Genomic DNA, 22,832 nt, shown 5'->3' on the forward strand with positions numbered 1-22,832 from the left:
TACTAGAAAATCGGAACCAACCCTGGAGGTAGATCATGACTGTCGCGGTGACCGGAGCGAGTGGACAGCTGGGCAGGCTCGTCGTGGAGGCCCTGCTGGCGGCGGGCGAACAGCCGGTGGCGATCGTGCGCGATCCCGCCAAGGTCGCCGACCTGGCCGAACGTGGCGCGCAGGTCCGGCAGGCGAGCTACGACGACCCCGCCGCGCTCGACGCCGCGCTGGCCGGCGTCGACCGGGTGCTGCTGGTCTCCGGCAACGAATTCGGTGCCAGGGTCGCCCAGCACACCAATGTCCTCCGGGCCGCCGAGCGCGCCGGTGTCCGGCTGCTCGCCTACACCAGCATTCCCGTCGCGGACGGCAATCGGATGATCCTCGCGCAGGAGCACCGCGGCACGGAGGAAGTACTCGCCACCGCGTCGATCCCGACCGTCCTGCTGCGCAACAGCTGGTACTGGGAGAACTACGCGGCGGGCGCCGCGCACGCCACGCAGACCGGGGTGCTGGCCGGCGCCTCGGGCGCGGGCAAGGTCTCCGGCGCTCCGCGCGCCGACTACGCGCAAGCCGCGGCGGTCGTGCTCACCACCGACGGCCACGAGGGCCGCGTCTACGAGCTCGGCGGTGACGAGGCCCTGAGCGGTGCCGACATCGCCGCCGTGCTCACCGAGGTCTCCGGCTCCCCGGTGCGCTACGAGAATCTCGCCGAAGCCGACTACGCGACCGTCCTCGGCCAGGCGGGCCTGCCCGAGCCGGTGGCGGCGGCGCTGGCCGACGCCGACTCGGGCATCGCCGACGGCCTGCTCGAGGTCCGCACCGGTGATCTGGCCAAGCTCCTCGGCCGCCCGGTGACCCCGCCCGCCGAGGCGTTCCGCGCCGTCCTCGGCTGATTTCCGGGGGTGGGCCGACGGGGAGCCGTGTGGCAGAGTTCGGGTGTGGCTACCGAAACTCCCCGTCGACGCACGCACTCCTACCTGAGCGGGCTGCTGTTCGTGATGGGCGTCCTGCACTTCGTTGCGCCGAAGCCCTTCGACGGCATCGTGCCGCCGCAGCTGCCCGGCAACCCGCGGGCCTACACCTACGGTTCCGGGGTCGCCGAGCTCGGCGTGGCGACGGCGCTCGCGGTGCCGCGCACCCGTCGCCTCGGCGGCTGGCTGGCCGCGGCGCTGTTCATCGGCGTCTTCCCGGCGAACATCCAGATGGCCGTCGACGTGGTGGGCAACCCGAAGGCGCCCGGCCTGTTCAAGGCAGGCGTGCTGGCGCGGCTGCCGCTGCAGATCCCGATGATCGTGGCCGCGCTGCGCGTGGCGCGCCGCTGATCACACCCACTGCACCAGCTGGATGACGATCCCGTTCGGGTCGGTCAGCTGGAAGTAGCGCTCGCCCCACTCCTCGGTCTCGATGGGCGTCTCGATCGGGACGCCCGCGGTGCGCAGGCGCTCGTATTCGGCGTCGATGTCGTCGACGACGAACACCACCAGCGTGCCGTCGCCCGCGCTGCCCGCGATGCGCGCCGGCTTGAACGTGCTCAGGCCGGTGCGCAGGTAGATGACGTTCATCCCGGCATCGGGTCGCTGGAGCGAGACGAACCCGTCGGCGGCCATCTGCTCGGTGAAGCCGAGGTGGTCGATCAGGAACGTCGCCGAGGCCTGCGGGTCGGCGACATTGAGCGAGATGGCGGAGCCGGTGATCTGCATGGGTTAACGATGGCGAGGAGGCCGCCGGTTCCGCTGTATGACCTGCGTCACATGGTCAGAAGCTGTCGCGGTCGATCCGCAGCGTGGTGATGGTGGCGGCCAGGCCCTCGTACTGGTTGATCAGCAGCACGATCTCGATGAGCAGCCGCTCGTCGTAGTGCGCGGCGAGCCCGGCCCACGCGGCGTCGTCGACATCGCGGCCGGTCACCAGCTGGTCGACGACCGTGAGCAGCGCCCGCTGCCGCGGCGTCCAGCCCTCCGTGTCCGGTCCGGCGGCGACCCGGTCGATCTCCACGGCCGTCAGCCCGGCCCTGCGCCCGAGGCGGCGATGATGGTCGGTCTCGTAGTCGCAGGCGCGCAGATGCGCGACCCGCAGGATGACCAGCTCCGCCTCGGCGCGCGGCAGCCGCCCGCCCGGCATGAGCTTGCCGGAAAAGTGCAGCCAGCCGCGGAACAGCCCGCCGGTGCGCCCGAGCGTGCTGAACAGGTGCGCGTCGTCGGTGCCCGACGCGCGGGAAAGCACTTGCCAGACAACCCAGTTGATCGGTCCGAGTTCGGCGAACCGTCCCGGGGAAACCCGTGGTAGGGGCGCTGGATCCATCACATCTCCACCTGTCTGCTCGTGCTCGCCCGGCCGGTTCGCAGCGTACTCGCCGGTACGGGATCCTGACGGCGACTGCGGTAGTCGTGCCGGTTTTCTTTGGTTTCCAGTGGTTTTCGCAACAGTTGCGCGTCATGATCGGTGGGTACCGCAGCGCGCAGCGGCGGTGTGAGGTCGCAGCACTGGTAGGGGAACATCGGAATGCTGGTTCGGATCAGGCCGGATGCGGAGCTCACCGGCGCCGAGCGGGAGTTCGTGGATTGCCTGCGCGCCTATCCGAGCACGGGGCTCGCGCTGGTGGATTGCCGGGTGGGCGATCGCAGGCTCGGCGCGGTGGTCGTGACGCCACGGGGGATCACGGTCATCGAGGTGAAGGGCTTCCGGCGGCGGCAGAGCGGCCTGCTCGCGGTCTCGGCGGCGGGCGAGTGGACGATCAGCGACAGCCCGCTCGACCTGGACGCCGACCCCTCGGGCGGCCTCACCGACCGGCTCGAACACGGGATCCACGCCGTGCGCGTCGCGCTCGAGCAGGCGCTGCAGGACAGCAGGCATGTCAGCGGCGCGGTGGTGATGGTGCCGTACCGGGGCGTGGTGGTGCGGCCCGCGCGCACGGCGCTGCGACCGGGGCTGGACGTGCTGGTCGCCAATACCGTCGACGCGCACGAGTTGCGGGTCTACCTCGAGGGCTTCTCCGCCGGGCCCCCGGCCTGGACCATCGACCGGGTGCTCACCACCTGCACCGCGCTGGGCGTCGGCACCCTGACACCGCCGCGCGCCGAGCTGGCCGCCGACGGTTTCGCGGGCAGCCGCCCCGCGCCGACGCCGCTCCCGCCGCAGCCGCGCAGGTTCACCGAACCGATCCAGCCGCCGCCGCCCGCCCAGCCTGCCGAGCGCGGGAAGCTGGTCGGGCTGATCCTGTTCGCCGTGGCCGTGCTCGGGGTGTTCGTGGTGTTCCTGGTGGTCGGCCAGGCCCTGCTGCGGGACTCGCCGCAGCCGCGCCCCAGCTCGGACACCTCGCAGAGCACGACCAGGGCGCCGTCCTCGACGCCGGCCAGTCAGCGGCCGGTCGAGTGCTGGCCGTTCCAGAACGGCTGCTGAGCGCTCAATCCCGCACGGCGCGACCGAGTTTGGTGAAGGCGATCGCCTGCTCGGCGCGCACCCGGACATGCGCGCGGGAGGAATCGATGTGCGCGGTGAGGGTGTGCAGGGCCGCCTCGCCCGCGCCGGCCAGGACCTGTTCGGCGATGGTGATGTGCTCGGCCGTCATCGCCGCGACCCGCTCGGCGGTCGGCACGTCCATGGTGCGGACCGGGCGCACCCGCACATAGACCGCGGTGAGCGCGTCGGCGAGGGCCGAATTGCCCGCTGCCCGCAGTAGTTCGGTGTGGAATCGCTCGTCGGCCGCCACCAGCTCCGGCCCCGGTTCCGGTGGGGTGTCCCGGTACTCGCGCCAGCGTTCCAGTTCCGCGCGCACGGCGGGCAGATCGTGCGAGGCGGGACTGTGCGGCTGAACCGAGTCGGCGGCATCGATGCGCTGGAAACCACGGGCCTCCAGCACTATTCGTAGCTCGTAGAGCTCGTCCAGCTCGGCAAGGCGCGGCCGGTACAGATAGAGCCCGTCCTGGTGGCGCTGGATCAGCCCGTCGGCCTGGAGCCGGGCCAGCGCCTCGCGCACCGGAGTGCGCGAGACGCCGTACCGCTGGGCCAGCCGTTCGGCGCGTAGTCGTTCGGTCGGCGGGACGGTCCCGGTGGCGAGGTCGTCGCGCAGCGCCAGGTAGACGCGCTCGGCCAGAGACACCCGCCCCCTGCGGTTCATGGCCTGCGGTCAGATCGCCATCGCCGCGCGGACCGCGGATTCCGCACCGGCACCGCCCTCGCCCGACGAGCCGAGATGCCCCGAATGCAGCACGTAGTAGTGCTGCGCGGCCTGCAGCGCGAAGCCGATGTGCTGCTCCACCAGCAGCACGCTGAGGCCACCGCGCTGGGTGAGATCGATGATGGTGCGCTCGATCTCGGCCACCACCGAGGGCTGGATGCCCTCGGTCGGCTCGTCGAGGATGAGCAGCTTGGGCTCGGTGATCAGGGCGCGGGCGATGGCCAGCTGCTGGCGCTGACCGCCGGAGAGCAGCCCGGCCTTGCGGGTCAGCAGCTCACGCAGGGCGGGGAACAGTTCCAGCGATTCCTCGATCAGCGCCTTGCCGCGCTTGCGCCCGTCGGCGACGACCTGGAGATTCTCGGCGGTGGTCAGCTGGGGAAAACTCTGCTGCCCCTGCGGCACGTAGGCGATGCCGCGCTTGACCCGCTGCGACGGGGACAGCTTGGTGATCTTGTCGCCGTCGAAGGTGATCGTGCCCGATTTGGTCGGCAGCAGGCCGACCGCGGTGCGCAGCAGCGTCGTCTTGCCCGCGCCGTTGTGGCCCATGATGGCGACCACGCTGTCGTCCGGGACGGTCAGGCTGACGCCGTGGATCACCTCGGTGCGCCCGTAGCCCGAGTGGATGTCGTGTAGTTCAAGCATCGGCCGACTCCTTGTTCGTCGCGTCCCCGGCCAGTGCCGCGGTGCCGAGGTAGACCTCCTGCACCTTCGGATCGGCCTGCACCTCTTCGACACTGCCCTCGCTGAGCACCTTGCCGCCCGCGAGGACGGTGACCGAGGTGGCGAAGGAGCGCATGAAGTCCATGTCGTGCTCGACGACGACGACCACGCGGTCACCGCCGATGCGGCGCAACAGATTTCCGGTCTCCTCGCGCTCCTCGGCGCTCATGCCCGCGACGGGTTCGTCGAGCAGCAGCACCGAGGCGTTCTGCACCAGCAGCATGCCGATCTCGAGCCACTGCTTCTGCCCGTGTGCCAGCACCCCGGCGGGCTTGTCCCGCAGCGCGGTGAGACCCGTTGTCTCCAGGGCCTCTTCGATGCTCGGCAGTACCGACTTGCGCGCCCGCAGCAGCGACAGCGCCGAACGGCCCGCTCCCGCTGCGATATCCAGGTTCTGCAGCACGCTGAGCTGCTCGAACACGCTCGCGGTCTGGAAGGTCCTGCCGATGCCGAGCCGCGCGATCTGGTGCACCTTCTTGCCGAGCAGCTCGGTGCCCGACTTCTGCGCTGAGCCGGTGGCGGGCACCAGGCCGGTGATCGCGTCGATGAGCGTGGTCTTGCCCGCGCCGTTGGGACCGATCAGGAACCGCAGGTCGCCCTGCAGCACCGTCAGATCGACATCGGTGACCGCCTTGAATCCGTCGAAACTCACCGAGAGGCCACGGATTTCGAGGTAGTCGCTGTCCATGCCCGCGTTGCCGCCCGCTTTGGGCTCGTGTGTGGTCATCGCGCTTCCACCTTCTCCTCGGTGACGACGGCGGGTTCGGCCGGCGCCGGTGCGGGTGTGGGTTCCGGTTTCCGGCTCTGCCACCAGCCCTTGAACAGCGGCCACAGTCCGGCCAGTCCGGCGGGGATGAACCCGACGACCACGATGAACAGCACGCCCTGCAGGTAGGTCCACCCCGACGGGAACGACTCCGAGAGCGAGGTTTGCGCCCAGGCGACGCCGATCGCGCCGAGGACCGGGCCGAGCAGCGTGGTGCGGCCACCGATCGCGACCCCGATGAGGAAGGCGATGGACGGGACGACACCGATGTCGGCGGGGGAGATGATGCCGACGATCGGGGTGAACAGCGCACCCGCGATCCCGGCCAGGAACGCCGCCACCACGTAGGCGACGATCTTGATGTTGGCCGGGTCGTAGCCGAGGAAGCGCACCCGCTCCTCCGCGTCGCGCACCGCGACCAGCAGTTCGCCGTAGCGGCTGCGGTTGAGCTGGCGGATCAGCGCGACGACCAGCAGCAGCGTGCCCGCGGCGATGAAGAACAGCATCTGGCGGTTGGCCGGGTCGGAGAGCCGGAACCCGAAGAAGGACCGGAAGTCCGACAGGCCGGTGAAGCCGCCGATGGCCTGCTGCCCGGTGAGCAGGATGGCCAGCGCCGCGGCCAGCGCCTGGCTCAGGATGGCGAAGTACGCGCCGCGCACCCGGCGCTTGAACACGCCGTAGCCGAGCACGGCCGCCACCAGCGCGGGCAGCACCAGGATGGCGAGGATGGCCACCGGCGCCGAGGTGAACGGCTGCCAGAACCCCGGCAGTTCGCTGATGCCGGAGATCTCCATGAACTCCGGGACGTCGTTGCCGAGGCGAGCGGCGTCGGCCAGCTGCATGTGCATGGCCATGATGTAGGCGCCGATGCCGAAGAACACGCCCTGGCCGAGGGTGAGCATTCCGCCACGGCCCCACGCCAATCCGATGCCCGCCGCCACGATGGCGAAGCAGAGGAACTTGGCGAGCAGGTTCAGCCGGAAGTCGCTGAGCACCGCCGGTGCCACCGCGAACAGGATGAAGGCGGCGACGGCGAAACCGGCGAGCGGGGTCAGCCGGGGGTAGGCGCTGAGACGGTCCTTGAGTGCGGTCATGCCAGGCTCCTCGTCCGCACGGTGAACAGGCCCTGCGGGCGGACCTGCAGGAAGATGACGATCAGGACGAACACGATGACCTTCGCGATGGACGCGGTGGTCGAGTATTCGATGAAGGAGTTGAGCAGGCCGAGCGCGAACGCCGCGATCACCGTGCCCTTGATCTGGCCGAGGCCACCGATCACGACCACCAGGAACGCGTCGATCAGATAGCTCTGGCCGATGGTCGGGCTGGTCGAGCCGATCAGGGTCAGCGCCACACCGGCGACACCGGCCAGGCCGGACCCGATGAAGAACGTGCTGATATCGGTGAATCGCGAAGAGATACCCGAGGTTTCGGCCAGGCCGCGGTTCTGCACGACGGCGCGAATGCGGCGACCCATCGGGGTGGTCTTGAGCACGGCGGCCAGCGCGGTCACCGCGACGATCGCCAGCACCAGGATGAAGATGCGGGTCTTGGGCACCACCGCGCCCGCGATGGTGATACCGCCGCTGAGCCATTCGGGCACCAGCACGTTCTTGGCGGGCGCGCCGAAGATGTCGCGCGCGGCCTGTTGCAGCACGAGGCCGACACCGAAGGTGACCAGCAGCGTGTCCAGCGGACGGTCGTACATGTAGCGGATCAGGCCCATTTCCAGGGCGGCGCCGAGTAGGCCGCCGATCAGGAAGCCCATGAACAACGAGACGACCAGCGAGACGCCCGCCGACGAGAAGACCTGCTGCACAACGTAGGTGGTGTAACAGCCGGCCATGATGAATTCGCCGTGCGCCATGTTGATGACGCCCATCTGACCGAAGGTCAGCGACAGACCGAGGGCGGCGAGCAGAAGAATCGATCCCAGGCTCAACCCCGTGAAGAGCTGGCCGATCAGCACGTCCATTGCAGCGGACTCCTTGGAAATGGGGCGGTGTGGGACGCGCCGCGGACGGCGCGTCCCACACCTGTCGGGCTACTTACTTGAGGCCCTTGGCCCAGTCGTAGGACTTCAGGTACGGGTCCGGGGTGATCGCCTTGCCGGAGTCCCACACCGTGTAGATCAGGCCGTCCGGGCGGATCTCGCCGATCCGGGCGGTCTTGGTGATGTGGTGGTTGGAGCCGTCGATGGTGACGGTGCCCTCGGGGGCTTCGAAGCTGACGCCGTCGGCGGCGGCCTGCACGTCGGCCACGGCGAAGGACTTGGCCTTCTCGACGGTGTTCTTCCACAGGAAGACCGAGGCGTAGGCGGCTTCCATCGGGTCCGAGGTGGGCTTGTCGGCGCCGAAGGCGGCCTTGTAGTCGGCGACGAACTTCTTATTCACCGGGGTGTCGACGGTCTGGTAGTAGTTCCAGGCGGTCAGCTGGCCCGCGATGTTCTGCGCGCCGATGCCGGCGACCTCTTCCTCGGCGATCGACACCGAGACCACCGGCATCTCGGCGGCCTTCAGGCCCGCGTTGGTGTACTCGCGGAAGAAGGCGACGTTGGAGTCACCGTTGAGGGTGTTGAAGACCGCGCCCGCCTTGGCATTACGGACCTTGTTGACGATGGTGGAGAAGTCGGTCGAGCCGAGCGGGGTGTAGTCCTCGCCCTTGATCTCGATGCCGTTGGCCGCGGCGTAGGCCTTGATCTCGCGGTTGGCGGTCTGCGGGAAGACGTAGTCCGAGCCGACCAGGTAGAGGGACTTGATGCCCTTCTGCTTCAGGTAGTCCAGCGCGGGGATGATCTGCTGGTTGGTGGTGGCGCCGGTGTAGAAGATGTTCTTGCTGTCTTCCAGGCCCTCGTACTGCACGGGGTAGTAGAGCAGCGAGTTCAGGCTCTCGAACTTGGGCTTCATGGCCTTGCGGCTCGACGAGGTCCAGCCGCCGAACACCGCGGCGACACAGTCGGAGCTGATCAGCTTCTCCGCCTTCTCGGCGAAGGTCTTCGGATCGGAGGCGCCGTCTTCGAGGACGATCTCGATCTTCTTGCCGAGCACACCGCCCGCGGCGTTGATCTGGTCGATCGCCAGCTTGGTCGAATTGGCAACGGTGACTTCGGAAATGGCCATGGTGCCGGACAGCGAGTGCAGCGAGCCGACCTTGATGGTGTCCTTGGTGGTGTCGACGCACGAGGCGGCGGTCGAGCCGGACGACGCGTCGTCACGGGCACCGCAACCGGTGAGCAACAGGCCGGTGACGGCCACCGCGGCGGGCACCGCGAGTGCCTTGGCCAAACGGGATCGATACATGGGGCGGTTCTCCTCATCAGGTGTAACGGCGGCGCCACACGCGCCACAACGAACACCACCGCGGTCTGCCCCGGTGACTGGATGTACACCGAGTTGTATACAGCGGCTGTATTCGTGAGCGGAACAGTAGAGGGAACTTGTTGCACCGGAATATCTCTCGGTCACGTGTCCGTTTCGTCTGTTTCATCCATGTGAACAATTGCTCGGCGGCGGATGCGGGCGGCTGCGCGCCTACGGTTGCGTAGGGACGCCACGGTGCGGCACGCTTCGAATTCGTACGACGTCGAACAGCCGGAGCACGCGGCACTCGGGCCGTGTGTGGTCAGTCGAGGAGGCGCCACGTGGGGCACTACAAGGCGAACGTGCGGGACATCGAGTTCAATCTGTTCGAGGTGCTCAACCTCGACAAGCTCCTGGATACCGGCGCCTACGGCGACCTGGATTCCGAGACGGTGCGCCAGATTCTCGCCGAGGTCGAACGGCTGGCCGAGGGGCCGATCGCGGACTCGTTCGCCGACGCCGACCGGCACCCCGTGGTCTTCCATCCGGACACCTTCGACATCTCCGTGCCCGAACCGTTACGCAAGACGGTGGCCGCGGTGCAGGAGGCGGGGTGGTTCCGCCTCGGCATGCCGGAGGGCATGGACGGCACCGCCGCCCCGAACGTGCTGATGTGGGCGATCAACGAGCTCGTCATCTGCGCCAATCCGGCGGCCAGCTTCTTCAATATGGGCCCGCTGATGGGCTCGGTGCTCTACGAGGTCGGCACCGAGGAGCAGAAGCGCTGGGCGCGTGGCGGATTCGAGCGCGGGTGGCAGGGCACCATGGTGCTCACCGAGCCCGATGCCGGGTCCGACGTCGGCGCGGGCCGGACCAAGGCCGTGCCGCAGCCCGACGGATCGTGGCACATCGAGGGCGTGAAGCGGTTCATCTCCGGTGGTGACGTGGGTGAGATCGCGGAGAACGTCTTCCACCTGGTGCTCGCCCGGCCGGAGGGCGCCGGTCCCGGCACCAAGGGGTTGTCGCTGTTCTACGTGCCGAAGTTCCTCTTCGATCCTGAGACATTCGAGCTCGGTGACCGCAACGGCGTGTACGTGACCGGGGTCGAGCACAAGATGGGGATCAAGTCCTCGCCGACCTGTGAGGTCACCTTCGGTGGCACCGCGGTGCCTGCCAAGGGCTGGCTCGTCGGCGACGTGCACAACGGCATCGCGCAGATGTTCAAGGTGATCGAGAACGCGCGGATGACGGTGGGCGTGAAGTCGTCCGGGACGTTGTCGACGGGGTACCTGAACGCGCTGGAGTACGCCAAGACGCGGGTGCAGGGCGCGGATCTGACGCAGATGGCGGACAAGGCGGCGCCGCGCGTCACCATCACCCATCACCCCGATGTGCGGCGGTCGCTGGCCATGCAGAAGGCGTACGCCGAAGGGTTGCGCGCGGTGTATCTGTATACCGCCGCGCATCAGAACGAGGACGTGGCACAGCTCGTCTCCGGCGCAGACGCGGAGCTGGCGCACCGGGTGGACGATCTGCTGCTGCCGATCGTCAAGGGCGTCGGCTCGGAGCGGGCGTACCAGTTGCTCACCGAGTCGCTGCAGACCTTCGGTGGCTCCGGCTATCTGCAGGACTACCCGATCGAGCAGTACATCCGCGACGCCAAGATCGACTCGCTCTACGAGGGCACCACCGCGATCCAGGCCCAGGACTTCTTCTTCCGCAAGATCATTCGCGATCGCGGCGCCGCGCTGGCGCACCTGAACGCGCAGATCACCGCCTACCTGGACAGCGACACCGGCCGCTTCGCCACCGAGCGCGCCCTGTTGCGCACCGCCCAGGCCGACATCGGCGCGATGGCGTCCACCCTCACCGGCTACGCCATGGCGGGCCAGACCGACCCCACCGAGCTCTACAAGGTCGGCCTCGGCTCGGTCCGCTTCCTGATGTCGGTCGGCGACCTGCTCATCGCCTGGCGCCTGCTCGTCCAGGCCGACATCGCCGCCGCGGCCCTCGCCGCCGACGCCGCTCCCAAAGACCGCCCCTTCTACCAGGGCAAAGTGGCCGCGGCGAGCTTCTTCGCCAAGAACGTCCTCCCCGAACTCACCGCCACCAAGAACATCCTCGCCACCCTCGACAACGACATCATGTCCATCCCGGAGGAAGCCTTCTGACCTACTTGATCAGGTAGGGGGAGACCGAGCTGCGGTGTTCGCTGATGTCGAGGGCCTTGCCTAGTGGGGGGAAGGCGCGCTGGGGGCAGTTGGAGCGGACGCAGACGCGGCAGCCGGCGCCGATCGGGGTGGCGGTGGCTTCGCCGAGGTCGATGCCGTCGGCGTAGACGACGCGGCCCGCGTGGCGGAGTTCGCAGCCGAGGCCGATGGCGAAGGTCTTGCTCGGCTGGCCGTAGCGGGTGGCGCGGCGTTCGACGGTGCGGGCGACCCAGAGGTATTTGCGGCCGTCGGGCATCTGGGCGATCTGGGTCATGATCTTGCCGGGGTAGGCGAAGGTCTCGTAGACGTTCCAGAGCGGGCAGGTGCCGCCGCTGGCGGAGAAGTGGAAACCGGTGGCGGACTGGCGTTTCGACATATTGCCCGCGCGGTCGACGCGGACGAACGAGAACGGAACGCCGCGCAGGCTCGGCCGCTGGAGCGTCGAGAGCCGGTGGCAGATGGTCTCGTAACTCTGCGAGAAGAAGGCCGACAGGCGCTCGATGTCGTAGCGGAAGTCCTCGGCCACCTCGTGGAAGTGGGTGTAGGGCAACACCGTCGCCGCGGCGAAGTAGTTGGCCAGGCCGAGCATGGCCAGCTTGCGCGAGGCCTCGGAGGCGAAATTGCCCTCCTCGACCAGCTTGTCGAGCAGCGGCCCGCACTCGAGATAGGCCAGTTCGGCGGCGAGCTTGAAGGTGCGCTGCCCGCCGGACAGGTGCGGGGAGATCTCGAGCTGCTTGGTCTCGGGGTCGTAGTGGTGCAGCACGCCCTCGCCGAGGTCGATCCGCTCGACGATCCGCACGCCGTGCGCGCGCAGCAGCCGGACGATCTCGGTGCTCACCTCGCCGCCGTGGAACCGGATGCGCGCGGTGAGGTCCTCGGCCGCGGTGTCGAGTTCGTCGATGTAGTTCTGGCGCTGGTAGAAGTAGTCGCGCACTTCCTCGTGCGGCTTGCTGATCGCGGCGCTGCCGGAACCGTCGGAGAACCGGTCCTCGGTGGCGGCGGCCAGCTGGGCGCTGGTGTTGCGGTACCGGTTGTGCATGGCGACCAGGGCGCGCGCCATGCTCGGATGCGCCGAGACCATGTCGGCGATCTCCTGGGTGTCGGCCTCGATGCCGAGTTCGGCGTCCATCACGACTTCCTGCAACTCGGCGATGAGCCGGGTGTCGTCGTGGGCGGAAAAGAAGGCCGGATCGACGCCGAAGACCTCGTTGATCCGCTTGAGCACGGGCACCGTCAGCGGCCGCACGTCGTGCTCGATCTGGTTGAGATAGCTGGCCGAGATCTCCAGCTTCTGGGCCAGCGAGACCTGGCTCAGCCCGCGCTCGGTCCGCAGCTGGCGCAGCCGCGCACCGACATAGGTCTTGGCCATATGTCCAGTTTATGGGCGGTTTCGCAACCTTGCCAATGGATTCTTAACAGCGTGGGCTGAGCGATGTGTCACACCGTCGCGCTACCGTCGTCGGGTGCTTGTCAGCGATGTCGTCGCGGCCTCGGCGGCCGTGCGGGCAACCAGGTCGCGCAAGGCGAAGATCGCCGCGCTGGCCGAGCTCTTCGCCGCCGCGGGCCCGGCGGAGATCGGGACCGTCGTCGCCTGGCTCTCCGGTGACCTGGTGCAGGGCCGGATCGGCGCGGGGTGGCGCACGGTGGCGGGCCTGGAGACACCGCCGAGTGGCGAGCCGCGGCTGACCGTCGGCGAGGTCGACGGCGTCTTCACCGAACTCACCGGGCTCAGCGGCACCGGCTCGACGCTGCGCAGGCGGGAACTGCTCACGGCCCTGTTCACCGCCGCGACCGAGGACGAACAGTCCTTCCTGATCCGGCTGCTCACCGGGGAACTGCGCCAGGGCGCGCTCACCGCGGTCGTCGTCGATGCGCTCGCGCTGGCCACCGGCATCCCGGTCGAGGTGGTGCGGCGCGCGCACATGCTGTCCGGTCAGCTGCCCGCGACCGCCGTCGCCGCGGTCACCGGCGGCGAGGCGGCGCTCACCGCGTTCCGGCTCGAGGTCGGCAGGCCGGTCGCGCCGATGCTCGCGTCACCGGGCGGCTCGCTGGACGAGGCGCTGGCCGAACTCGGCCCGCAGGTGAGCGTCGAGCACAAGCTCGACGGCGCCCGGATCCAGGTGCACCGCGACGGCGAGCGCGTGTGGGTCTTCACCCGCACGCTGCGCGACATCACCGCGAGCGTGCCCGAGCTGGTCGAGCTGGTGGCCGGCCTCGACTGCGCGAGCGTGGTCCTGGACGGGGAGACCCTCGCGCTGACCGACGCGGGCAGGCCGCGCCCGTTCCAGGAGACGATGAGCCGGTTCGCGACCGTCGGCGAGGACGCCAGGGACCTGCTGCTGCACCCCTACTTCTTCGACTGCCTGCACCTCGACGGCGTCGACCTGATCGACGAACCGCTGCGGGCCCGCCGCGCCGCGCTGGCCGGGGTGGCGGGCGAGCACGTCATCCCGGCGCTGGTCGCCCCCGACGCCGAGGCGGCCGCCGAGTACTACGACGACGCGCTGGCCGTCGGCAACGAGGGCGTGATGGTCAAGGCGCTGGACGCGCCGTACGCGGCGGGCAGGCGCGGCAAGGCCTGGCAGAAGATCAAACCGGCGCACACCCTCGACCTGCTGGTGATCGGCGCGGAGTGGGGCTACGGCAGGCGCACCGGGTTCCTGTCGAATCTGCACCTGGCCGCGCGCGACCCGGAGACGGGCGAGCCGGTGATGGTCGGCAAGACGTTCAAGGGCCTCACCGACGAGCTGCTGCGCTGGCAGACCGCGGAGTTCCCCCGGCACCAGACCCACACCGACGGGCACGCCGTGTTCCTGCGCCCGCGGCTCGTCGTCGAGATCGCGCTCGACGGTGTCCAGGCCAGTACCAGGTACCCGGGCGGTGTCGCCCTGCGCTTCGCCAGGGTGCTGCGCTACCGGCCGGACAAGGAGCCCGAGCAGGCCGACACCATCGACGCGGTGCGCGCGCTGGGGGTCGTGAGCTGACCCGTCGGGGACTTACCTGCAACAGTTTGGCAATCCGGTATCGGCATACGACACACTGTTCGGGTGAGCGCCGAACTAATGGTCCTGTTGATCGTCATCGTCACAGCTCTCGCATTCGACTTCACCAACGGATTCCACGACACGGCCAATGCCATGGCGACCTCGATCGCCACCGGGGCGCTGAAGCCGCGCGTGGCGGTGGCGCTCTCCGGCGTGCTGAATCTGATCGGCGCCTTCCTGTCGGTATCGGTGGCGGCGACTGTGGCCAAGGGCATCGTGCAGCTGAACGACGTGGGCGGGCAGGACCTGCTCGTCATCGTCTTCGCCGGCTTGGTCGGCGGCATTCTGTGGAACCTGCTGACCTGGCTGCTCGGGCTGCCGTCGAGTTCCTCGCACGCGCTGTTCGGCGGCCTGATCGGCTCCACGATCGCCGCGCTCGGCTGGAACGGCGTGATCTGGGCGTCGGGCTCGGAGGGCGTGCTGATCAAGATCGTGCTGCCCGCGATCCTGGCCCCGGTGATCGCCGCGCTGGTCGCGGCCATCGCCACCTTCCTGGTGTACCGGATCACCCGTGGCGTCGACGAGGACAAGGCGAACGAGGGCTTCCGCTGGGGCCAGATCGGGTCGGCGTCGCTGGTCTCGCTGGCCCACGGCACCAACGACGCGCAGAAGACGATGGGCATCATCTTCCTGGCGCTGGTGGCCTACGGCACGCTCGACAAGGACGACCACATGCCGCTGTGGGTGATGGCGGCCTGCGCGGTGGCGATCGCCCTCGGCACCTACCTCGGCGGCTGGCGGATCATCCGGACCCTGGGCAAGGGCCTGGTCGAGATCGAGTCGCCGCAGGGAATGGCCGCCGAGTCCACCTCGGCGGCGATCATCCTCACCTCGGCGCATTTCGGCCTGCCGCTGTCGACGACGCAGACCGCGACCGGCTCGATCCTCGGCACCGGCATCGGCAAGGGCGCCGAGGTGCGCTGGCGGGTGATGGGCCGGATGGCCGTCGCCTGGCTGCTGACGCTGCCGATGGCGGGCATCGTCGGCGCGATCTGCTGGGCCATCGCGCACCTCATCGGTGGCCTGCCCGGCGTGCTGGTGGTGTTCGCGATCCTGATCGGCGGTGCGCTCGGCATCTATCTGCGGTCGCGCCGCGACCCGGTCGGCACCCACAATGTCAACGAGTGGCCCGAGGGTGTGCCGCCCGCGGCGACGCCGTCGTCGGTCGAACAGCACCACGCCGGGTAAAGGAGCGATCGTGCAATCCGTGATCACGAATCTGAGTTCACTGTGGGAAGTGGTGCTGGCCGCGCTGGTCTTCGGCGCCGGCGTGCCCGCGGTCTTCGCCTTCGCCGTGCGGTGGTGGGCCCAGGCGGAGACGGTCGACGCCGACGGTCGCGTCCGCCGCAACTACCCGGCGCTGGCCGGTGCGCTGATCTGCGTGGTCGTCATCGTCATGGTGGTGATCACCGGAATCCTGTTCACCGCCAAGGCCTTCATCGCCCATCAGTTCGGCATCCATCTGTTCGGGGCCGCATGAGCGGTCAGCGCCCGGAGGAGGCAGCCCGCGTAACCACGCAGGGCGCCCGAGCATGCGGAAAGGAAACAGCATGAGCGAGGACGCGATGACAGATCCGACTCCCACGCCCGCCGTTCGGCGCAACCTGCTCTCGCGGGTGCTCGGCTGGCTGCGCGCCGGATATCCGCAGGGCATCCCGCAATCGGACTATGTCGCACTGTTCGCGGTTCTGCACCGGCACCTCACCGACTACGAGGTGGTCGTCATCGGCGAGAAGCTGATCGAGGCCAATCCGAACCGGGAATCGATCAGCGAGGCCGAGATCGCGGCGGCGATCGCCGATTTCGCCAAGCAGCAGCCCGCGCCGGACGACGTCTCGCGCGTGGCCTCGCATCTGGCCGCCGGTGGCTGGCCGTTGGCCGAACCGCTGGACGAGGGTGAACCGGCGCCGGAACAGGACTGAGTTACCGGCGCGACAATTCCGCTGTGCCAGCGGAATTCGTGGCAGCACCAATTTCCGATTCGCCCGGATGCCCGCCGGGTGCGCGCTAGCATGCACGGGTGGTTCGGCGTGTGGATGAAACCGATAGTGGTCGTAGTTACGGTGGATTGTCGCGCCAGCAGCGAGTAGCCATGCGGCGAAACCGGTTGACCGATGCAGCACTGGAACTATTCGGTACCCAGGGTTATTCGTCGACCTCGATCGAGCGCCTGTGCGCGACGGCGAATGTGTCGACCCGCAGTTTCTACGAGGACATCGGCAGCCGCGAGGCGCTGCTGATCGCCCTGGTCGACCGGCTCAACACCGCCGCGCTGCACCGGGTCGACGAGGCGCTGGAGCACACCAGCGAGCAGCCGCTGGTGGTGCGCGTGGTGGAGAGCTTCCGGGCTTTTCTCGCCGTGACCTGCCGGGATCGGCGCGCGGCCAGGGTCTTCTACGTCGAGGTGGTCGGGGTGAGCCCGGCGGTGGAGGAGTGGCGGCGCGCGCAGCGGCGATCGGTCTCCGGCCTGCTCACCAGGGAGGCCCAGCGGGCCGCCGCGCGCGGGGAAGCGGAATCGCGCAGTGTGCACCTGTTCACGCTCGCGTTGATCGGCGCGGTGAATTCGCTGGCGCAGGAGATGGTGCACGCCACCGTTCCCGGTGACGCGATCTCGGTCGACGAGATCTGCGACGAGATCGCCTATTTCATCCGGTCCGGGCTCTCGGTCCGGCCTTCGGCACTGCCGACCTGAGCATCCGAACGACCTGAGCAGACGAAAAAGGGAGGCGCCCGATCGGACGCCTCCCTTTTCGGTTCTACGGGAGAATCAGATACCCATGCCCTGGGCCAGCATCGGCCACGACTCGTGCAGCGCCTGCTCCCAGTACGGCCAGTAGTGGGTGCCGACCGGGTTGAACATGTAGGTGGCCGGGATGCCCAGCGAGTCCAGCTTGGTCTTCAGGTTCTGCGTGCACGCGTTGGTCGCGGCTTCGATCGCGACGCCGAGGCCGAGGTTGACCACGCCCATCGGGCCGTTGCCCTCGGTGTAGTAGCGCACGTCCTCCATCACCGGCAGGCCGCTACCGCTGGAGATGTAGAGGTTGGTGCCGCGCAGCTTCTCCGCGTTGAGGACCGGGTCGTTGGCGACCCAGGCCGGGTCGTTGTCCGGGCCGTACATGTTCTCGGTGTCGCCACCGGCCCAGGTCTCCACGGAGAACTTGACGAACTGCCTGCCCATCGGGTCGGCGATCTGCGCGCAGCCGGAGTAGGCGGCGACGGACTTGAACAGGCCCGGCTTGGCCTCGGCCAGCTGCAGCACCGAGGTGCCGGAGGTGGACAGGCCGGCCAGCGAGTTGAGGCCGGTCGAGTTGAGGGTGCTGTCGAGCAGCGGCGGCAGCTCCTGGGTGAAGAAGGTGTTCCACTTGTTCAGGCCGAGGCGGGCGTCTTCCTTCTGCCAGTCGGCGTAGTAGCTGCCGCGGCCGCCGACCGGCTGGATGACATTGACCTGCTTGTCGGCCAGGAAGCCGAGCGCGTTGGTCTGCGCGGCCCAGCTGGCGGTGCCCTCACCGGCGTCGAGGCCGTTGAGGAGGTAGAGGTTGGGGGCGGGCTTGGACTCGTCGACCGGCCGCTGCACGTCGACGGTGATGTCCTTCTTCATGGCCGCCGAGTACACCTTCAGGTGCCAGGTGCGCCCGTCCTTGACGATCGACGACACGGCAGAGGGCTTCTCGGGTTCGGCCGAGGCGGCGCCGCCGCCCGCGATCACGGCCACCGACAGCGCGGCGGTCAGAGCTACGGCGGTGGTGCGCAAGGCGGCCACGGTACGTACAGCAGAGAGCTTCATCGAACAGTCGGTTCCAGTCCACGGGCCGTGTCGGCTCCGTCATCGCAGTGCTTCCCCCCTTGGCCGAACGATGCGCGCTCGACGGCTGCGGGGCTGTCAGATCCTCCGACACTCTATGTCCTCCGGCGGGACAGAATCGTTACTGGTTCACAATTCGCCGTGACCTCGAGCACGGTTAACGACCGCGCAATACTGCCCGCGAATCGGAAATACCGCCGCAACCAGCCGCTCTTATGGTGACGGCCATGGGTAAGGAAATCCCCGGCGGCGCGTCGGCCGGGATCGAGATCAGCGGGTTGAGCAAGTCGTTCCGGGTGGGTCGCGATACCGTGCGCGCGCTGGACTCGGTCGATCTGCGGACCGCGAACGGCGCATTCCTCTCCTTGCTCGGCCCGTCCGGATGCGGCAAATCGACCGTTTTGCGAATTCTGGCCGGTCTCGACGAACCCACCGCGGGCACCGCCACGATCAACGGGCTGACGCCCGAGCGGCTGCGCGGCGGCCATCAGCTCGGGATCGCGTTCCAGGATTCCGCGCTGCTGCCCTGGCGCAGCGTCGAGTCGAACATCCGGTTGCCGCTGCAGGTCGCCGGGCTGCCCGCCGAACCGGAGCGGATCGCCGAGCTGATCGCGCTGGTCGGCCTGGAGGGTTTCGAGAAGGCCAAGCCCGCGCAGTTGTCCGGTGGTATGCGCCAACGGGTTTCGATCGCGCGGGCACTGGTGGTGCAGCCGTCGGTGCTGCTGCTCGACGAACCGTTCGGCGCCCTCGACGACATGACCAGGCAGCGGCTGAACCTGGAACTGCTGCGCATCTGGACCGAGAAGCCCGCGACCACGCTGATGGTCACCCACGGCATCGGGGAAGCGGTATTCCTCTCCGATGTGGTCGCGGTGATGAGCCCGCGTCCCGGCCGGGTGCTCGAATTGGTCGAGATCGACCTGCCGCGCCCCCGGACGCCCGAGATGATGCGGACCCCGGAATTCCACAAGCTCTGCGATTACCTGTCCGAGCTGCTGTTCGGCCGCGGTGGTGTGGCATGAGTGAGGCACTCGCGGGGTCGGGGCCGCCGGTGGCGGCAACGGGCGGGCAGCCGCCGGTGCGCGCGATTCGCGCGCGGCTCGGAGGGGGATTCCGTGGTCACCGGATGGCGGGCGCGTTGGGCGTCGCCGCCCTGATCGCGCTGTGGTGGGTGCTGGCGGCCGCTGGCGTGGCCGGTGGCACGGTGCCGACGCCCTGGCGGGTGCTGTCGACCATGTGGTCGGACGGCTGGGGCCTGTACGGCCCGAACTTCCGGGTGACGGCTGCGGGCGCGCTCCAGGGCTTCCTGTGGGGCAACGCGCTCGCGATCGGGCTCGCCGCCCTGATCATGCTGATCCCCCGGATCGAGCCGCTGGCCACCCAGCTGGCCATCCTGAGCTACTGCACGCCACTGGTGGCGCTGGGCCCGATCATCCTGGTGGTCTTCGGCGGCCGCACCCCGACGGTGTTCCTGGCCGCCATGTACTGCTTCTTCACCACCATGGTCGGCGCGGTCACCGGCCTGCGCTCGGCCGACCCGGCGAGCCTGGATCTGGTGCGCGCCTACGGCGGCGGTCGCTGGCAGCGGCTGTACCGGGTGCGGGCGATCGCGGCGCTGCCGAATACGTTCGCCGCCTTGAAGATCGCCGCGCCGTCAGCGGTGCTCGGCGCGATCATCGGCGAATACCTGGGCGGTGTCGACAGCGGGATCGGCGTCGCGCTGACGGCCGCCCAGACCGCCTACAACGTGCCGCGCACCTGGGGCATGGCGCTGGCCGCCGCCGCGCTGGCCGGGCTGGGCTATCTGCTCGTCGCGGTGGCCGCGCGACTGATCACGCCGTGGACGGCGAGTACGGAGGAGCGGCGATGACGACCACCGTGCTGCGCCGGATCGGGCGATTCCTGCTGCCGCTGGCGACCTCGCTGATCCTGCTGCTGGTCATCTGGTCGCTGTTCCTGCGGGCGTTCCCGCAGATCGGGCCGCGGGTCGGCAAGACGCCGTCGGACATCTGGCGCTACCTGGTGACCGCGCCGGGTGCCGAAACGGCCCGCCAGGCGATTCTCGACGACCTCGCGATCACCCTGCGCGACGCCGCGATCGGCTTCACCGTCGGCATGCTCGGCGCCCTGGGGGTGGCCGCGCTGTTCGTGCTGTATTCGGCTGTGCGGCAGACGTTCATGCCGGTGGCGATGCTGCTGCGCTCGGTGCCGCTGGTGGCGCTGAGCCCGATCGTGGTGCTGGTCTTCGGTCGCGGCACGGTGGGTGTCGCGGTACTGGCCGCGATCGTGGTGTTCTTCCCGGCGCTGGTGATGATCATGACCGGGCTGAGCCAAGCGCCGAGGCAGGCCATGGAATTGGTGACCGCCTACGGCGGCTCGCGGTGGACCCGGCTGCGGATGGTCGCCGTTCCCGCCGCGCTGCCCTCGGTGTTCGCCGCGGCCCGGGTCTCGGTGCCGGGCGCGCTGATCGGCGCATTGCTCGGTGAATGGCTCGGCAGCGGAACGGGTTTGGGCGCCAGTCTGGTGCGCGCCATTCCGATGTTCCAGTACAACCGGCTGTGGGCCTCGATCGTGGTGGTGACGGTGGTGTCGGTGCTGCTCTACGCGATCGTCGGCGTCGTCGAGAATCTGGTGCTCGCGCGGTTCGGCCCGAGCGCCGGGCGGGCCTGATCGGGAAAGAATAGCGGCGGAACGCAGACGCAAAGAGAACGAAACGCACCGAAACTACATTCGGCGCATGAACAGTATCGACCGTCGTTCCTTTCTCCGCTATTCCGCGCTGACCGGGGCCGCGCTCGGCGGGGCCGGACTGCTGGCCGCGTGCGGAAGCAGTTCGGGGAGTTCGTCGAACGGTTCGAGCGCCGACGGCTCGAAATACGGCAAGGTCGCGGTGCAGTTGTCGTGGCTGAAGAACATCGAATTCGCGGGTGAGTATTTCGCCGATTCGAAGGGATATTTCAAGGATGCGGGATTCGGTGCGGTAGACCTCATCGCGGGTGGCGCGGCGAGTACCTCGGTGGAGGCCGGACTCGACACCGGGAAGGTATGGATCGGGCTGTCCGCGCCGCAGACCACCGCGCCCGCGATCCTGGAGGGACTGCCCGCCAAGATCGTCGGCGCGACCTATCAGAAGAATCCGTTCGCGATCGTCAGTTCGGCGGGCAAGCCGATCAAGTCGCCCGCGGACATGAAGGGCCGCAAGATCGGCGTGCAGGACACCAACCAGCTGATCTTCAGCGCCCTGCTGGCCGCCAACGGCATCAAGCCGGGCGAGGTGACGGTGGTGCCCGCGCAGTTCGACCCGACCCCGCTGGCCAACGGCGAGGTCGACGGCTGGGTCAGCTACGTGACCAACGAGCCGATCACCCTGGCCGCCAAGGGCTTCGCCAACGACCACTTCCTGTTCGCCGATTTCGGCCTGCCACTGGTCGCCGAGACGCTGACGGTCACCCAGGACACCATCGACAACGAGCGCGACAAGCTGAAGGCGTTCCTGATCGCCGAGATCAAGGGCTGGCGCGACGCGGTCGCCGATCCCGCCGAGTCGGCCCGGCTGGCCGTCGAGGTGTACGGCAAGGACCAGAAGCTCGAGCTGGGCGAGCAGACCAAGGAGGCCATCGCGCAGAACGACCTGGTCGTCTCGGCCTCGACCAAGACCGACGGTCTGCTGTCGATGACCGACGCGCTGATCGAGCAGAACATCGCCGCGCTGCGCACGGCGAAGATCGACATCAAGGCCGAGCAGCTGTTCGACCTGTCGATCCTGCGCGAGGTCTACGCGGAGAACCCCGGGTTGAAGTAGTCCTAGATCGCCAGGCCGACCGCCGCCGACCCGTAGTCGCGGCGGGCCGCCAGGCGCAGGCCCGCGCGCGAGGCGAGGAAGTCGGCGGTGACGAACACGGCGGTCTCGGCCGGCGTGCGCGGGCCCGATTCGAGGCCGGCGGGCACGTGCAGGCGGGCCAGGGTGGGCTCGTCGAAGCCGCCCGCGCGCAGGTCGTCGAGGCGACGGGCCTGGTCGGCGGGCGAGCCGAGCGCGGCGAGGTAGCCCAGCTCGGGTAGTCGTAAGGCGACGGTGAGCAGCGGGATCTCGAAGCGGGGCTCGTTGGCCAGCACCACGATGCCGGTGCTGCTGTCGATCTCGCCCGCGGCCGAGAGGGTGTTCAGGTAGCGGTGTGGCCAGTCCACGACGACCTCGGCGCCGGGGAACGAGGCCGGGTCGGCGAACTCGGGCCGCGAGTCGCAGATGCTGACCCGGTAGCCGATCATCCTGGCCTGGGCGGCCAGGGTGGCGGCGTAGGCGTTGGCGCCGAAGATGATCAGGCGCGGCGGCGGGCAGTAGGAGGCGACGAACAGGTCCGACTCGGGCAGGGCGACGAGCTCGGTGGCGTGCTTGCGATCGGTGACCAGATGCTGACCGATGACATCGGGATCCTGGTTCCACACCACGGTGAACACGGTGACCCGGCGATGGGCCTGGATATCGGCGGCGATAGCGGGGAATTCCGGGAAATCGCGGCAGGAGAACGGCTCGATGAAGATATCGACCAGTTCGCCGTCGTCGGATCCCGATTCCATTCCGGTGATCAGGCTGTAGCGGCGTAGTTGCCGGATGCCGGTCTGCGCGGCTTCCAGTGCCGCCTCGTAGACCGTCTCCTCCAGGCGCCCGGAAGCAATGGATCCGAAGACTCCGCCATTGGGGGTGACGAGCATTCCCGACCCGATCGGCAGCGCGTTCGTGCCGATGGTACGGACCACGGTGGCGAGGCCGCCGGTACGGCCCGAATGCCACACTCGCAGAAGGTCATCGACGATATCGCGCATAT

24 protein-coding genes are annotated in these 22,832 nt (G+C 68.8%); 13 read left to right on the forward strand and 11 right to left on the reverse strand.

Annotated elements, in window-relative coordinates; translation table 11 throughout:
- The first annotated feature begins 35 nt into the window (after positions 1-35).
- Both AB0H54_RS03210 and AB0H54_RS03215 read left to right on the forward strand, forming a co-directional pair.
- Complete coding sequence (locus AB0H54_RS03210; protein WP_357342413.1) at positions 36-884, forward strand: SDR family oxidoreductase; 849 nt, start codon at positions 36-38, stop codon at positions 882-884.
- Positions 885-989: 105 nt separating this feature from the next.
- Positions 990-1,313 (forward strand): hypothetical protein, encoded by a 324-nt coding sequence (locus AB0H54_RS03215; protein WP_357344177.1) that lies wholly within the window; start codon positions 990-992, stop codon positions 1,311-1,313.
- Here the strand turns inward: AB0H54_RS03215 and AB0H54_RS03220 are convergent, their stop codons facing one another.
- Positions 1,314-1,691: a VOC family protein gene (locus tag AB0H54_RS03220; protein WP_357342415.1), complete on the reverse strand. Its 378-nt coding sequence runs from the start codon at positions 1,689-1,691 to the stop codon at positions 1,314-1,316.
- A gap of 55 nt (positions 1,692-1,746) precedes the next feature.
- Entirely contained in the window at positions 1,747-2,292 is a 546-nt protein-coding gene (locus AB0H54_RS03225) for a carboxymuconolactone decarboxylase family protein (RefSeq protein ID WP_357342416.1), read from the reverse strand.
- A gap of 201 nt (positions 2,293-2,493) precedes the next feature.
- Here AB0H54_RS03225 and AB0H54_RS03230 point away from each other — a divergent pair, with 201 nt between their 5' ends.
- Positions 2,494-3,390: a nuclease-related domain-containing protein gene (locus tag AB0H54_RS03230; RefSeq protein WP_357342417.1), complete on the forward strand. Its 897-nt coding sequence runs from the start codon at positions 2,494-2,496 to the stop codon at positions 3,388-3,390.
- Positions 3,391-3,394: 4 nt separating this feature from the next.
- On the opposite strand, the gene AB0H54_RS03235 is transcribed toward AB0H54_RS03230, so the two are convergent.
- From AB0H54_RS03235 to urtA, 6 genes are all read right to left on the reverse strand, one after another.
- Positions 3,395-4,108 carry a GntR family transcriptional regulator gene (locus tag AB0H54_RS03235; protein WP_357342418.1) on the reverse strand — a complete coding sequence of 238 codons (714 nt, stop codon included), beginning with the start codon at positions 4,106-4,108 and terminating at the stop codon, positions 3,395-3,397.
- 9 nt (positions 4,109-4,117) lie between these two features.
- The gene (gene urtE / locus AB0H54_RS03240; protein ID WP_189025293.1) at positions 4,118-4,810 is read right to left on the reverse strand and encodes an urea ABC transporter ATP-binding subunit UrtE; all 693 of its coding nucleotides are present in this window, start codon (positions 4,808-4,810) and stop codon (positions 4,118-4,120) included.
- Positions 4,803-5,615 carry an urea ABC transporter ATP-binding protein UrtD gene (gene urtD, locus AB0H54_RS03245; protein ID WP_357342420.1) on the reverse strand — a complete coding sequence of 271 codons (813 nt, stop codon included), beginning with the start codon at positions 5,613-5,615 and terminating at the stop codon, positions 4,803-4,805. Before urtD ends, urtE begins: the two co-directional genes overlap by 8 nt.
- Positions 5,612-6,748: an urea ABC transporter permease subunit UrtC gene (urtC, locus tag AB0H54_RS03250; protein ID WP_357342422.1), complete on the reverse strand. Its 1,137-nt coding sequence runs from the start codon at positions 6,746-6,748 to the stop codon at positions 5,612-5,614. The genes urtD and urtC overlap by 4 nt, the downstream gene beginning before the upstream one ends.
- Positions 6,745-7,629, reverse strand: a complete 885-nt coding sequence (gene urtB / locus AB0H54_RS03255) for an urea ABC transporter permease subunit UrtB (protein WP_357342424.1) — start codon at positions 7,627-7,629, stop codon at positions 6,745-6,747. Before urtB ends, urtC begins: the two co-directional genes overlap by 4 nt.
- A gap of 73 nt (positions 7,630-7,702) precedes the next feature.
- Positions 7,703-8,953, reverse strand: coding sequence for an urea ABC transporter substrate-binding protein (gene urtA / locus AB0H54_RS03260; protein ID WP_355274241.1), 1,251 nt, complete (start codon positions 8,951-8,953; stop codon positions 7,703-7,705).
- 341 nt (positions 8,954-9,294) lie between these two features.
- Between urtA and AB0H54_RS03265 the strand changes: the two genes are divergently transcribed.
- Positions 9,295-11,124, forward strand: a complete 1,830-nt coding sequence (locus AB0H54_RS03265) for an acyl-CoA dehydrogenase (protein WP_357342425.1) — start codon at positions 9,295-9,297, stop codon at positions 11,122-11,124.
- Between the two features lies 1 nt (position 11,125).
- Here the strand turns inward: AB0H54_RS03265 and ramB are convergent, their stop codons facing one another.
- A complete protein-coding gene (gene ramB / locus AB0H54_RS03270; protein WP_355274231.1) occupies positions 11,126-12,532 on the reverse strand; it encodes an acetate metabolism transcriptional regulator RamB in 1,407 nt (468 codons plus the stop codon).
- 94 nt (positions 12,533-12,626) lie between these two features.
- Here ramB and AB0H54_RS03275 point away from each other — a divergent pair, with 94 nt between their 5' ends.
- The 5 genes from AB0H54_RS03275 (at position 12,627) to AB0H54_RS03295 (ending at position 16,899) form a co-directional block, all read left to right on the forward strand.
- Positions 12,627-14,147 (forward strand): ATP-dependent DNA ligase, encoded by a 1,521-nt coding sequence (locus AB0H54_RS03275; RefSeq protein WP_357342427.1) that lies wholly within the window; start codon positions 12,627-12,629, stop codon positions 14,145-14,147.
- A gap of 63 nt (positions 14,148-14,210) precedes the next feature.
- Positions 14,211-15,395 carry an inorganic phosphate transporter gene (locus AB0H54_RS03280; protein ID WP_357342429.1) on the forward strand — a complete coding sequence of 395 codons (1,185 nt, stop codon included), beginning with the start codon at positions 14,211-14,213 and terminating at the stop codon, positions 15,393-15,395.
- Between the two features lie 10 nt (positions 15,396-15,405).
- Positions 15,406-15,687 (forward strand): hypothetical protein, encoded by a 282-nt coding sequence (locus AB0H54_RS03285; protein ID WP_357342431.1) that lies wholly within the window; start codon positions 15,406-15,408, stop codon positions 15,685-15,687.
- A 70-nt stretch (positions 15,688-15,757) separates the two neighbouring features.
- Entirely contained in the window at positions 15,758-16,129 is a 372-nt protein-coding gene (locus AB0H54_RS03290; RefSeq protein ID WP_357342433.1) for a DUF3349 domain-containing protein, read from the forward strand.
- Between the two features lie 185 nt (positions 16,130-16,314).
- Complete coding sequence (locus tag AB0H54_RS03295; protein WP_357342434.1) at positions 16,315-16,899, forward strand: TetR/AcrR family transcriptional regulator; 585 nt, start codon at positions 16,315-16,317, stop codon at positions 16,897-16,899.
- Between the two features lie 75 nt (positions 16,900-16,974).
- Here AB0H54_RS03295 and AB0H54_RS03300 read toward each other — a convergent pair whose 3' ends face one another.
- A complete protein-coding gene (locus tag AB0H54_RS03300; protein ID WP_355274214.1) occupies positions 16,975-17,991 on the reverse strand; it encodes an alpha/beta hydrolase family protein in 1,017 nt (338 codons plus the stop codon).
- Positions 17,992-18,236: 245 nt separating this feature from the next.
- Between AB0H54_RS03300 and AB0H54_RS03305 the strand changes: the two genes are divergently transcribed.
- From AB0H54_RS03305 to AB0H54_RS03320, 4 genes are all read left to right on the forward strand, one after another.
- Complete coding sequence (locus AB0H54_RS03305; RefSeq protein ID WP_355274212.1) at positions 18,237-19,031, forward strand: ABC transporter ATP-binding protein; 795 nt, start codon at positions 18,237-18,239, stop codon at positions 19,029-19,031.
- 104 nt (positions 19,032-19,135) lie between these two features.
- Positions 19,136-19,879, forward strand: coding sequence for an ABC transporter permease subunit (locus tag AB0H54_RS03310; protein ID WP_357344179.1), 744 nt, complete (start codon positions 19,136-19,138; stop codon positions 19,877-19,879).
- Positions 19,876-20,679: an ABC transporter permease subunit gene (locus AB0H54_RS03315; protein ID WP_357342436.1), complete on the forward strand. Its 804-nt coding sequence runs from the start codon at positions 19,876-19,878 to the stop codon at positions 20,677-20,679. The genes AB0H54_RS03310 and AB0H54_RS03315 overlap by 4 nt, the downstream gene beginning before the upstream one ends.
- A gap of 67 nt (positions 20,680-20,746) precedes the next feature.
- Positions 20,747-21,811, forward strand: coding sequence for an ABC transporter substrate-binding protein (locus AB0H54_RS03320; protein ID WP_357342438.1), 1,065 nt, complete (start codon positions 20,747-20,749; stop codon positions 21,809-21,811).
- A 2-nt stretch (positions 21,812-21,813) separates the two neighbouring features.
- On the opposite strand, the gene AB0H54_RS03325 is transcribed toward AB0H54_RS03320, so the two are convergent.
- A complete protein-coding gene (locus tag AB0H54_RS03325) occupies positions 21,814-22,830 on the reverse strand; it encodes an XdhC family protein (protein ID WP_355274203.1) in 1,017 nt (338 codons plus the stop codon).
- Positions 22,831-22,832: the final 2 nt, after the last annotated feature.

The sequence above is a fragment of the Nocardia sp. NPDC050718 genome (genome assembly GCF_040654235.1).
Classification (GTDB): domain Bacteria; phylum Actinomycetota; class Actinomycetes; order Mycobacteriales; family Mycobacteriaceae; genus Nocardia.

Bases quoted from the DNA above. Each gene is read 5' to 3' on its own strand.
- AB0H54_RS03210 (WP_357342413.1), top strand. From the start codon at position 36: ATGACTGTCGCGGTGACCGGAGCGAGTGGACAGCTGGGCAGGCTCGTC.
- AB0H54_RS03215 (WP_357344177.1), top strand. From the start codon at position 990: ATGGGCGTCCTGCACTTCGTTGCGCCGAAGCCCTTCGACGGCATCGTG.
- AB0H54_RS03220 (WP_357342415.1), bottom strand. From the start codon at position 1,691: ATGCAGATCACCGGCTCCGCCATCTCGCTCAATGTCGCCGACCCGCAG.
- AB0H54_RS03225 (WP_357342416.1), bottom strand. From the start codon at position 2,292: ATGGATCCAGCGCCCCTACCACGGGTTTCCCCGGGACGGTTCGCCGAA.
- AB0H54_RS03230 (WP_357342417.1), top strand. From the start codon at position 2,494: ATGCTGGTTCGGATCAGGCCGGATGCGGAGCTCACCGGCGCCGAGCGG.
- AB0H54_RS03235 (WP_357342418.1), bottom strand. From the start codon at position 4,108: ATGAACCGCAGGGGGCGGGTGTCTCTGGCCGAGCGCGTCTACCTGGCG.
- urtE (WP_189025293.1), bottom strand. From the start codon at position 4,810: ATGCTTGAACTACACGACATCCACTCGGGCTACGGGCGCACCGAGGTG.
- urtD (WP_357342420.1), bottom strand. From the start codon at position 5,615: ATGACCACACACGAGCCCAAAGCGGGCGGCAACGCGGGCATGGACAGC.
- urtC (WP_357342422.1), bottom strand. From the start codon at position 6,748: ATGACCGCACTCAAGGACCGTCTCAGCGCCTACCCCCGGCTGACCCCG.
- urtB (WP_357342424.1), bottom strand. From the start codon at position 7,629: ATGGACGTGCTGATCGGCCAGCTCTTCACGGGGTTGAGCCTGGGATCG.
- urtA (WP_355274241.1), bottom strand. From the start codon at position 8,953: ATGTATCGATCCCGTTTGGCCAAGGCACTCGCGGTGCCCGCCGCGGTG.
- ramB (WP_355274231.1), bottom strand. From the start codon at position 12,532: ATGGCCAAGACCTATGTCGGTGCGCGGCTGCGCCAGCTGCGGACCGAG.
- AB0H54_RS03290 (WP_357342433.1), top strand. From the start codon at position 15,758: ATGAGCGAGGACGCGATGACAGATCCGACTCCCACGCCCGCCGTTCGG.
- AB0H54_RS03300 (WP_355274214.1), bottom strand. From the start codon at position 17,991: ATGAAGCTCTCTGCTGTACGTACCGTGGCCGCCTTGCGCACCACCGCC.
- AB0H54_RS03305 (WP_355274212.1), top strand. From the start codon at position 18,237: ATGGGTAAGGAAATCCCCGGCGGCGCGTCGGCCGGGATCGAGATCAGC.
- AB0H54_RS03310 (WP_357344179.1), top strand. From the start codon at position 19,136: ATGGCGGGCGCGTTGGGCGTCGCCGCCCTGATCGCGCTGTGGTGGGTG.
- AB0H54_RS03315 (WP_357342436.1), top strand. From the start codon at position 19,876: ATGACGACCACCGTGCTGCGCCGGATCGGGCGATTCCTGCTGCCGCTG.
- AB0H54_RS03320 (WP_357342438.1), top strand. From the start codon at position 20,747: ATGAACAGTATCGACCGTCGTTCCTTTCTCCGCTATTCCGCGCTGACC.
- AB0H54_RS03325 (WP_355274203.1), bottom strand. From the start codon at position 22,830: ATGCGCGATATCGTCGATGACCTTCTGCGAGTGTGGCATTCGGGCCGT.